At 72.1% G+C, this 10,214-nt stretch carries 9 protein-coding genes; 4 read left to right on the top strand and 5 right to left on the bottom strand.

The window, feature by feature from the left end:
- The first annotated feature begins 249 nt into the window (after positions 1–249).
- The gene (gene snpA, locus ACSNOK_RS25385) at positions 250–951 is read left to right on the top strand and encodes a snapalysin (protein WP_436783086.1); all 702 of its coding nucleotides are present in this window, start codon (positions 250–252) and stop codon (positions 949–951) included.
- Positions 952–1,332: 381 nt separating this feature from the next.
- Here snpA and ACSNOK_RS25380 read toward each other — a convergent pair whose 3' ends face one another.
- The 3 genes from ACSNOK_RS25380 to ACSNOK_RS25370 all read right to left on the bottom strand — a co-directional run bounded on the left by ACSNOK_RS25380 (position 1,333) and on the right by ACSNOK_RS25370 (position 3,675).
- Positions 1,333–1,740, bottom strand: a complete 408-nt coding sequence (locus ACSNOK_RS25380) for a hypothetical protein (protein ID WP_436783085.1) — start codon at positions 1,738–1,740, stop codon at positions 1,333–1,335.
- Positions 1,741–1,970: 230 nt separating this feature from the next.
- On the bottom strand, positions 1,971–2,600 hold the full coding sequence (locus ACSNOK_RS25375) for a DedA family protein (protein ID WP_436783084.1): 630 nt from the start codon (positions 2,598–2,600) through the stop codon (positions 1,971–1,973).
- Between the two features lie 604 nt (positions 2,601–3,204).
- Positions 3,205–3,675 carry a DoxX family protein gene (locus tag ACSNOK_RS25370; RefSeq protein ID WP_436783083.1) on the bottom strand — a complete coding sequence of 157 codons (471 nt, stop codon included), beginning with the start codon at positions 3,673–3,675 and terminating at the stop codon, positions 3,205–3,207.
- A 645-nt stretch (positions 3,676–4,320) separates the two neighbouring features.
- Between ACSNOK_RS25370 and ACSNOK_RS25365 the strand changes: the two genes are divergently transcribed.
- Positions 4,321–4,902, top strand: coding sequence for a TMEM165/GDT1 family protein (locus tag ACSNOK_RS25365; RefSeq protein ID WP_436783082.1), 582 nt, complete (start codon positions 4,321–4,323; stop codon positions 4,900–4,902).
- Positions 4,903–5,006: 104 nt separating this feature from the next.
- Here the strand turns inward: ACSNOK_RS25365 and ACSNOK_RS25360 are convergent, their stop codons facing one another.
- Positions 5,007–5,375, bottom strand: a complete 369-nt coding sequence (locus tag ACSNOK_RS25360) for a DUF6255 family natural product biosynthesis protein (protein ID WP_436783081.1) — start codon at positions 5,373–5,375, stop codon at positions 5,007–5,009.
- Positions 5,376–6,286: 911 nt separating this feature from the next.
- Between ACSNOK_RS25360 and ACSNOK_RS25355 the strand changes: the two genes are divergently transcribed.
- The gene (locus ACSNOK_RS25355; RefSeq protein ID WP_436783080.1) at positions 6,287–7,726 is read left to right on the top strand and encodes a helix-turn-helix domain-containing protein; all 1,440 of its coding nucleotides are present in this window, start codon (positions 6,287–6,289) and stop codon (positions 7,724–7,726) included.
- 238 nt (positions 7,727–7,964) lie between these two features.
- Positions 7,965–8,438: a carboxymuconolactone decarboxylase family protein gene (locus tag ACSNOK_RS25350; RefSeq protein WP_436783079.1), complete on the top strand. Its 474-nt coding sequence runs from the start codon at positions 7,965–7,967 to the stop codon at positions 8,436–8,438.
- Between the two features lie 913 nt (positions 8,439–9,351).
- On the opposite strand, the gene ACSNOK_RS25345 is transcribed toward ACSNOK_RS25350, so the two are convergent.
- Positions 9,352–10,026: an HAD-IA family hydrolase gene (locus ACSNOK_RS25345; protein ID WP_436783078.1), complete on the bottom strand. Its 675-nt coding sequence runs from the start codon at positions 10,024–10,026 to the stop codon at positions 9,352–9,354.
- Positions 10,027–10,214: the final 188 nt, after the last annotated feature.

Genomic DNA, 10,214 nt, shown 5'->3' with positions numbered 1-10,214 from the left:
GACGGGTGCGGTGGGTCGGAGCCGGTGGGGCGGACGCGGACGGGTGCGCTCCGGTGTCGGGGCGGGTCCAGGGGCGCAGGGCGCGGGCCCCGGGGGTGATTGGCCGAAGCTATCGCCGGTTGGCATCATCCCGGGCGCCGAGGGCTCGGCAGACACTCTGCGGAACCAGACACTTCACCGGTGCGCCGTCCGGCCGCGCGTCCCACCCGCGCGGCCCCGCGGCCCACCGCAGGAAATGGAGTCCCCCACATGAACCACTCCATGCAGCGTTCCCTCAAGCGCTCCACCCAGCGCTCCGCCCTGGTCGCAGCGGCGGCCCTCGGCCTCGCCGTCGCCGCCACCACGGCGGTTGTCCCGGCGTCCGCCGCCGCCCAGGCGCCGCAGGCCGGGCAGGGCATGACGAGATCGTCGTACGTCGGCTCCGCCCAGGAGGAGGCGAACAACAAGGCGTTCTTCGACGCCGTCATGAAGTCCGCGAAGGCCAAGCAGGCGGCGTCGCCCGGGCTGCGCACGGTCACGGTGACGTACGACGCCCGCCAGGCGCCGAGCTTCGCCAACCAGATAGCGCAGAGCGCGCAGATATGGAACAGCTCCGTCCGTAACGTCCGTCTGCAGGCGGGCTCCAACGCGGACTTCCGGTACTACGAGGGCAACGACTCGCGCGGTTCGTACGCGAGCACCGACGGCCACGGTCGCGGGTACATCTTCCTCGACTACCGGCAGAACCAGCAGTACGACTCGGTGCGCGTCACCGCCCACGAGACCGGTCACGTCCTCGGCCTGCCGGACCACTACTCGGGCCCGTGCAGCGAGCTGATGTCCGGCGGCGGCCCCGGCCCGTCCTGCACCAACCGTTACCCGAACACCAACGAGCGCAGCCGCGTGGACTCGCTGTGGCGCAACGGACTGGCCCCCTTCGCCAAGCAGGGCGTCCTGAAGAAGATCTACTGACGCCACCTCCGGCGGCAGCCGGCCTGCCGGCGATCCATCGGATTCTCGACGGTCCGTCGGACTGGCGGAACCGATGATGGCGCCGGCGGCCGTGCCCCTACGGGCCGCGTGACGGACGCGCGGACGCTCTCGCGAGCGACGGACGGTCCTGCGCGGGCGGCCTCGTAGGGGTGGTCACTTAAGGGTGGTCACTTAAGGGTGGTCACTTAAGGGTGGTCACTTAAGGGTGGTCCCGTACGGGAGGGCTCCGTACGGGACCACCCTTACGGGCAGGACGGGACAACCGGTGACCTCGGCGGCCGGCCTGGCCGGGGGCGGACGGCCGGAATCCACGCTGAGGTCGGCCGCCCGTTCAGCCGTCGGCGCGGCAGGGCCGCGCGGTCAGGCGCCGGTCCGCGACCGCGCCCTCAGCCACGAGCGGGCGGTGTCGAGCGTCACCTCGACGCCGTCGCTCCACGAGCAGACCTCCAGCCACGCGAGATAACCGCCCTGGGTGAACACGAGCACCTCCCCGGGGCACCCCCCGTCGTCGGTGAACAACTGCGCGGCGACGGCCACGACGGTCCCCTCGGTGGCCGGTGCCGGTGCCGGTGCCAACGCCGACGCGGGCGCGGGCGTCACCCCGTCGGCGTCCAGGGCGAAGAATGCGGTGCCGCATCCGCAGCCGCAGCGTCCGGTCACCCGCACGTGCGGGACTTGCGCGCGCAGCGCACGGCGCACCGGGTCGTCCCCGTCGAGGAGGATGCCGAGCGTTTCCGCGACGTCGGCGGGCAGTTCTGCTGGTGACACCCCGTCACGATATGCGGGTGTGGCGGGGACGGCGAACGGTTCGCGGCGCCCCTCCCGGGCGCATCTCGTAGGGCCGCGCCGGAGGAAGGAGCCGGAGGAAGGAGCCGGAGGACGGACGGCGAACGGCCCGGACCCTCGTGTGAGGGCCGGGCCGTTCGTGTCAGGACGGGCCGGTGCCGCTTCGGCGGGGCCACGGGCGGACGTGCCGACGGCCGGCCGGAGCGTATCCGTCAGCCGGCTTCCACCGCCGCCTCCGGCTCGTGCGGGCGACGGACGAGGAACGCGGCGCCCGCGCCCGCCAGGAACAGGGCGAAGACGGAGACGGCCGTGCCGATCCACGTCGCGCCGAGCCACTGGCCCCCGAAGTACCCGAGGAAGACGCTGTAGAGCGCCCAGGTCAGCCCCGCGAGGGCGGACCAGGGCAGGAACTCCCGGACCCTGCGGTGCATGACGCCCGCGCCCAGGCTGACCACGGACCGGCCGGCCGGGGCGAACCGGGCGACGACGACGAGCGCGCCGCCGCCGCGCAGCAGCGCGGTGCCGAGCCGTTCCTGGGCGGCCGTGAGGCGGCGCGAACGGGCGATGGCCCGGTCGAACCGGTCACCGCCGCGCCAGGCGAGGCGGTACGCGACCAGGTCACCCAGGACCGAGGCGGTCGCGGCACACATGACCAGGGCGAACATCTCGGGAAGGGCGGTGTGGCCGTGGGTGCCCACGGCGGAGCCGGCCGCCGCGGTCGCCGCGGTGATCACGAGCACTCCGCTCGGCAGCACCGGCAGAAAGACGTCGAGCAGCACCGAAAGCCCGACGATTGCGTATATCCATGGCGTGTCGGCCAACGCCCCCAACTGATCCAGCACGTCCGATCTCCTGGTACGGTCCCCCGCCGCGATGTCGCAGGGGAGCGGCAGGAGCGGCCTTCACAACCGTACAGAGTACGCCTGAGGCTCCTGAGGCAAGTGAAGGGGGGCGCGTGATGTAGTACGCATCACGTGTCCCTGGCTGCACTCTTGGCGTCTTTCGTCCCGCCCCTGGGGGCGTCAATAGGCCCCTAAGGGAGGGGCGTAGGCCCCTAGGGGGTGAGGCGGTCGGCCCCCCTACGGGCAGCCGGTCCCGCCTTTCCGGCGGCTTCGGATCGTGCCCCTAGTGGCTCTACGGCGTGCCCCTACCCCTAGTGGCTCTGGACGCGCTTCGGTCAGCGGCTTTCGCCGTGCCTTAAGGGGGCCTGGGGTCTCGCCCCGGGTTTTCGAAGGGCGGCCCTGAGGCCCTCGTCATGGCGTTCAGGGGCTCCGAGGAAAGTGTCCGGAGCCCCTGAGGGCGGTGGTTGCACAGCGGCCGGAGGACGTCGTCACCGGCCCGCCGACGTGGAGCGCCCGGGAGCGCCGCCGCCGGGAGCGCACCGCCGGAGGCGGCCCCGCGGCGGCGCTCCCGGAGCCGGTCGGCGGTGCGGGCCCGGGGAGTGGCTCAGCGGCGGGAGTACAGCCGGCTGACGGCGATGGGGCCGGGGCCGGTGAAGACGAGGAGCAGGAAGGCCCAGCAGAACATCGCCGAGGCCTCACCGCCGTTCTGGATGGGCCACAGCGCCAGCTTCTGGTGCACGTCGAAGTAGGCGTACGCCATGGAACCGGAAGCGATCAGGGCGGCGCCGCGCGTGCCGATGCCGAGCATCACCAGGACACCGCAGACGAGCTGGATGACGGCCGCGTACCAGCCGGGCCAGGTGCCGGCGTCGATCGTGCCGCCGTTGGTGCCGGCCGCGCCGCCGAGGACGCCGAAGAGCGAGGCGGCGCCGTGGCAGGCGAAGAGCAGGCCGACGACGATCCGGAAGAGGGAGAGGACGTACGGCCGGGCCGCGTCGAGGCGGGCCGTGAGCGGGGCGCCACCGGGGGAGGTGGACGCCGAATGGGGGGCGGCCTGAGTAGGCGTGGGGGGCATGGGACTGCTCCTCGTGTCGGGGACGGATACGACGAGAGGTCCAAAGGTTAGGTACCCCTAACGATACTTGCAAGTTCAAGTTCTTCATTCGCTTCGAGCGCTTCGGGTGTGCGCCGGGCGCTCCGGCGGTTTCTTCACGCCCTCCCGGCGTTCTCGGGTATCCGGAACCGACCGGTCGCTCGGTCCCCCTGATGACAGCGTGCGACTTCCGACGCGTCACGGAAAGCGGAACAGATGGTCGAATCCGGGCGGGCGGCTCTGTGGCGGCGGTCCGCCTCGTCTGCCCGACCCGCCCCGCCCTGCCCCATTCCGCCCCGGCCGCTCCGTGCGCATTGGGTGCCCCTCCCGTCCTGCCCGCCTCCGTGGAAACAGTGGAAACGCGGGGCGACGGCGGCCGCTCTCGTCCCGTACCCTGAGGGGAGCAGAAGGGGAGTAGCTCTTCGCCGGACCGTCGACATACTGCTGGGCCCAGGGCCCGGCCGGCGCCCGGAGGCCGTACCCGTAAGGGTGCCGGCCAGCGAGACCTTCGGCCGCAGTGTCCATGACGCTGCCGTGCCGAAGCGACCCCTGAAACCCCTAGGGCCCGATCTCCGGGGCCCCGGGCAGGCCCCTTCCGGTGCGGCAGCCCCACCGAAGAGGAAACCTGTGATCAGCCTCACCGTCACCGCCTTGGTCTTCGGCGTGATCTTCCTGGCCGAGCTGCCGGACAAGACCGCCCTGGCTTCGCTCATGCTCGGTACCCGCTACCGGGCGTCGTACGTCTTCGCCGGTGTCGCCGCCGCCTTCGTCGTGCACGTCGCCCTGGCGCTCGCCGCGGGCAGCCTGCTCACCCTCCTCCCGCACCGCCTGCTCCAGGCCATCGTCGGCGCGGCCTTCCTGATCGGCGCGGCGATGCTGCTGTTCAAGAAGGATGACGACGACGAGGAGGTCAGGAAGCCGGCCGACCAGTCCTTCTGGAAGGTGTCCGGCGCCGGCTTCATGCTCATCCTGGCGGCCGAGTTCGGCGATCTCACCCAGATCATGACCGCGAACCTCGCGGCTCGCTACGACGACCCCGTCTCCGTCGGCCTCGGGGCGGTCCTGGGGCTGTGGGCCGTGGCGGCCCTGGGCATTGTCGGTGGCCGGACCCTGATGCGATACGTGCCCCTGACGCTGATCACCCGTGTCGCCGCTCTGGTGATGCTGGCCCTGGCCGGTTTCAGTCTGTACGAGGCGGCTGTGGGGTAAGTGAAGGCACGCCCTGAGCGGGTGGACGCGTCGGCATGGGTGCGTGTCCACCCGTCGGCTGTGCGAACCCCCCGTCCGGCCCTGGAGCGCCGCCGGCGGCTTCCTCACGGCAGGTCCCTGACGCTCCATCGGTTCGCCTCGCGTACGCGTCTGAGCAGTTCCGCGCGGCGCGTCGAAGCGGAACCGGAGGGGCTGGGGGCGCCGGGGGTGCCGTACGAAGGGGAGGCGCCGGAAGAGTTCGTCATACTGCCCCGGCGGTGGTAGGGAGGATCGAACGTCCCTACCCGCTCGGGGAGTTCGAGAGCGAGGGCGAGTGCCCCGTAGTCGTCCGCCCGGCGCGTTCCGCACGCGCCGCATGTCCGCATGCCGTCCACCACCGACCAGGCGGACGGCGGGTGGGCGCAGAACCGGTGCGGGACGACGGTCGCGACGGAGCCGTCGGCCGGAGGCGCGGACGTCCGGTACGAGGTCATGCGCGGGCCGCTGTCAGTGGGTCGGGATCCCGCTCCGGCGGTCGACGGGCCGGCGGTGAGCCGCTCGCCGAGGTGCCCGCGCCGCTCGGGGGAGGCGTATCGGAGGCTCCGGTAAGTGAGAGGTCGGGCCGCCGCGGCCTCTCGGCCGCTATTCTGGGGACGCATCGAAGCTCCTGCTGTTCTCAGGGGTGGGATGTCGGCCTCGGCGGGGCTCGCACGGTGGTCCAGCACCGGAGAGCGGATACCTGTCGGGGCCTTTTCGTATGTCCGTCTCGCGTTGTTCCGTTGAGCGCGCTCACGGGCGGGTTCGCCGGGCGCGTTCCTCGTGTGCGTCCGTCGCTTGAGCCCGTCGCGTGTGTTTGCCGTGTACGTCCGGGAAGTGCCTTTGCGCGTACGCGAATTGACGCCCCCCCGCAACGGGTCCGGTGGGCCCGGCTGCGTGACCGCGACGCTACTCGCAGTGTTTCTGCGAGTCAAGAAATACTGCGGCTATACCGAACTGCCGGAGCTCTGCGATTCTTGGTGCGACATGAGGGGAGAACGCCGATGGCTGCGGGTTACGGCCTGGACGCCCGGTCCGCTTTGCGTCGCACCGGGCCCGCGAACGCTTTCGACGCCCTGGTCTCGCGAACGGCCGGGCAAATTCGGCGTCGTGAGGCGGGAACTCTCGTTCGCGCGACGCGTCGTGTGGCGGACAAAACGCGCGTACGTGTCTTCCGTGGCGCGCGTGCCGAGGATCGGACGGCGTTCGTGGTCCATGAACGGCGGGCTCACTCACGGCACTTCACCGTCGTGCGTGGAGCGTGCGCCTTTGGATTCGATACCGCTCTGTCGGAGCGACACGACGTGAACTGTGCCGGGAAAGAACGGGCCGGTGGCGGACGCGCCGGCGGAGGGGTGTGAGCGGGCCGGTGGCCGATGCGGGACACGAAACCCACGACGGGCGACGGCAACTGGGCCATGAGCGGCGGGCGTTCGGCGCGCTGGTGGCGGAGCTCCGGACGCGGCGCGGTCTGACGCAGAAGGAGCTGGCGGCCCGTCTCGACCGTACGACCAGCTGGCTTTCCCAGGTCGAGCGCGGGATCCAACCGGTCAACCGGCTGGACGTACTGCACCGGCTGGCGGACGGACTCGGGGTGTCGGTGAGCGAGTTGCGCCCCGACGCGCCGTCGTCCGGAGGGGCGGTCGACCGGCCCGTAGGGGTGACGGACTGGTCCGTAGGGGTGAAGGATCGGCCCGTAGGGGTGGCGGACAGGCCCGTAAGGGAGGCGGACCGGCCCGTAGGGGACGACCACCTGAGCCGGGTCAGGCTTCTCCTCTCGGGACACCCCGTACTCGGGACGCTCCTCTCCTCCGCCGCGCAGGACGCATCCGTCCCACCGGACGCATCCGTCCCACCGGACGCATCCCTTCCACCGGACGCATCCCTTCCACCGGACGCGCGGCACACCGCCCCGCCGCTCGCCGACCTCCGGGAGGACGTCGAGCGCGTGTGGTCCCTGGCCCACGCGGACAGGCACGCCGAGTTGGGCCCGGCGTTGAACTCGCTGCTGCCCGCCCTCGAACGGCTGGCGCGCACGGCCGGCAAACGCGAGCGGGCGATGGCGTACGGCCTCCTCGCGCGGACGTATCAGGCGCTCTCGGCCGCCTTCACCCGGCGGAACGAAGCGGACGCCGCATGGGTGGCCGCCGACCGGTCCATCTCGGCGGCGGAGATGTCGGGGCACGTCCTCGACGTCTTCGCGGGGACGTGCCGACTGGCGCACGCCTGCCTCCGGCTCCGGAGGTACGAGCAGGCGGAGTACGTCGCGCAGGCCGCGGTGGACGCACTCGGCCGGCACGGTGACGAGGCGGCGTCCACCCCGGAGGAACTGTCGCTGCTCGGCTCGTTCCACCTCGTGCTCGCCCTCGTCCACGCGCGGCGCGGCGACCGCGCGGCCGCCCTCCGGGAGACGGGACGCGCCCGGTCCGTGGCGCGGCGCGTCGGCGGCGACCGGAACGATTTCAACCTGGAGTTCGGCCCCACCGACGTGGAGATCCAGGCGGTGGCCGTCGCCGTGGAGCTGGGCGACGCGGGCGAGGCGCTCGACACCGGTCTGAGGGTGGACGCGAGCGGTCTGTCCACCGAGCGGCAGGCGCGGCTGGCCGTCGACCTGGGCCGGGCGCATGCCCAGCTCCGGCACGTCGCCGACGCCGTGGAGTGCTTCCTCGCGGCCGAGCGCCTGGCCCCGGAGACCGTGCGCGGGCACGAGGCCGCACGGACCGCGATCCGTGACCTCACGCTCCTCGCCGGCCGCTCCGCTCCTTCGGAGCTGCGGGGGCTGGCGGAACGGGCGGGCGTCGGGGTCTGACCCGTAGGGGACCCTGACGGGGTTCCGGCGGGGTCCCCTACGGTCTGAGGGTGCCTTTCGCGGCCCCGCGGATCCGGGCGGCTTCCCGTCGGCCTGCCTCGCGGTGCGCTGCGGGCCGGACGTCCGCGTCGTCACGGCCGCGAGACATGAGACGCAGGTCACGCAGAGACCTGTCACAACGCGCCGGTCCGTTCCGTCAGAGAGGTGACAGCGAAAGCGACGCGACACAGGAGTTCACATGAACGCGCGCCTGAACCTCTTCGGCGACCCGCAGACCACCCAGTTCACGAAGCACCTCGTCGCGGCGGGCAAGGTCGTAACGGATTCCGGACTGCCGGCCGCCACCCAGGAACTGGTGAAGATCCGCGCCAGCCAGATCAACGGCTGCGGTTTCTGCACCGACATACACACCAAGGAAGCCGTCCACGCGGGGGAGAACGCGACCCGCCTCCACCTGGTCGCGGTCTGGCGGGAGGCCACGGTCTTCACCGACGCCGAGCGGGCCGCCCTGGAGCTGACGGAGCAGGGCACCCGCATCGCCGACGCGGCCGGCGGCGTCCCCGACGACGTCTGGGCGAACGCCGCCAAGCACTACGACGAGCGGCAGCTCGCCGCCCTGGTGTTCCTCATCGGCCTCATCAACGCCTTCAACCGTATGAACGTGATCGTTCAGACGCCCGCCGGCGACTACCGGCCCGGTCAGTTCGCCTGAGGGAGCTAGGGCGGAGGCGGCGGTCGGGCGGCGTGTCCGTCCCGGCCGTGTGCGGTCGTGCTCGGCCATCGCCGGTGCGGGCCGGTTTGAGGCGGAACCCTTGGGCGGATGCTGGGGCGGTCGGGTGTGGTTTCCGGTACATTCCGCCTCCTCCGGCCCCTCTGCCCCCTCCGGCCGATGCCGCTGACGCCGGAGCGATACCCGGGACGTGAGGCCGGCCGACGACCGGGCCGTGCAGAGTTTGCGAGCGCGAAGACAGATCGATTATCCGGCTCTCTTCCCGGGCATCGGTCCGGCTCCGCGGCTGTTCAGCCGCTGTCCACGGCGGACGTGCCGGACATTCGGCTTGCGCGTCCGGCCGAGGCCGTGTTGCCGATGCGCGGGGGTGGCGGTGCGGCCGTAGCCACCCGGCGGACCGTTGCCGCCGAAGGGGATGAACGCGGATGCCCAGCCGCAGTCGGCCTGAGCCGCCTCTGATCCCCCGAACAATCGGCCACCCGAACTGGAGCCTGTCCTCGAACTCCCCCAGAGGGGGTGCCCTCAGCCTGTCCGGCGTTTGAGGACGAGCGGCGAAGCCGCGACAAGGGGGTCTGGGGGCGCAGCCCCCGGGAAACGGTGAAAGGGCGGGGCCGGGGCTCACCCCCCCGCATGAGGGGCAGCGCGCACTGGTCGCGTCGTCGGCGCGGCATCGGCCGTCGCTCACGCCTCGTCCGATGGTTGCGCCTTGCACCTGTGGGCGCGCTGTTCTCGCGCTGCCGCCGACGTCCGACGTAGCGCCGTCCGGGGGCGGGGGATGTGTCCGGCGAGGCTGTGCGGGACGCCGGGCCCGGCCTCCGGCGCGGCCCGCGCTGTGACGGCTCTGCCGAAAGGGCAGGGCAGTGCGGTGGGCCGAGCCGGGGGGGCCGGTTCGGGATCAGTCGTTTGTGGGGGTGAAGTGGAGGGTCATGCTCCCGTCGGCCGCGGGCTCGATGCTGATCTCGGTGAGGTCCAGGACGTGTGCGTCGGGGGCGTGGGCCGCCGCACGCGGGCCGACTCCGACCACGCGCATGCCGGCCGCGCGGCCGGCTGTTATACCCGCGCCCGAGTCCTCGAAGACGACGCACTCGTGCGGGGCGAAGCCCAGTTCGGCGGCGGCCTTCACAAAGCCCTCGGGGTCGGGCTTGCTGGCACCGACGCTCTCGGCGGTGATGCGGACGGCGGGCATCGGCAGTCCGGCGGCCGCCATGCGGGCCTCGGCCAGAGGCCGGTCCGCGGAGGTCACGAGGGCGTGCGGGAAACCGGCGAGGGCGCTCATGAAGGCCGGGGCGCCGGGGACCGGGACCACGCCGTCCATGTCGGCGGTCTCGGCTTCCAGCATGCGCCGGTTGTCCTCGTGGTTGAGTTCCATCGGCCGGTCGGGGAGCAGGAGAGCCATGGTGGCCCAGCCCTGGCGGCCGTGAACGATCTTCAGTGCCTCGTCGGCGTCCAGCCCGTGCTCCTCGGCCCAGCGGCGCCAGCAGCGCTCGACGACCGCGTCGGAGTTGACGATGGTGCCGTCCATGTCGAGGAGTACGGCCTTGATCGCACCAATGGACTCTGACCTGGGCATGCTGTACTCCTGCGGGGGTGGGGCGGGCGTCGCCGGACTCGCCCCCGGGCGAGCGGGCGCGCTTTGTTCCTCCACGATACAAAATGGGGAGAGGTGCGCCAATACCGCAGCTCAGTGGCGTGTGCCCCATCCCCCCGTGCCCTGGTGACTGCGGTGTGGTCGGCGAGGGTGGGAGTGGGGGAGAGGGT

It is taken from the genome of Streptomyces sp. URMC 126 (assembly GCF_051386555.1).
GTDB lineage: Bacteria > Actinomycetota > Actinomycetes > Streptomycetales > Streptomycetaceae > Streptomyces.
Note: the sequence above shows the minus strand (reverse complement) of the source record. Positions and strands in the feature narration are given on the sequence as shown.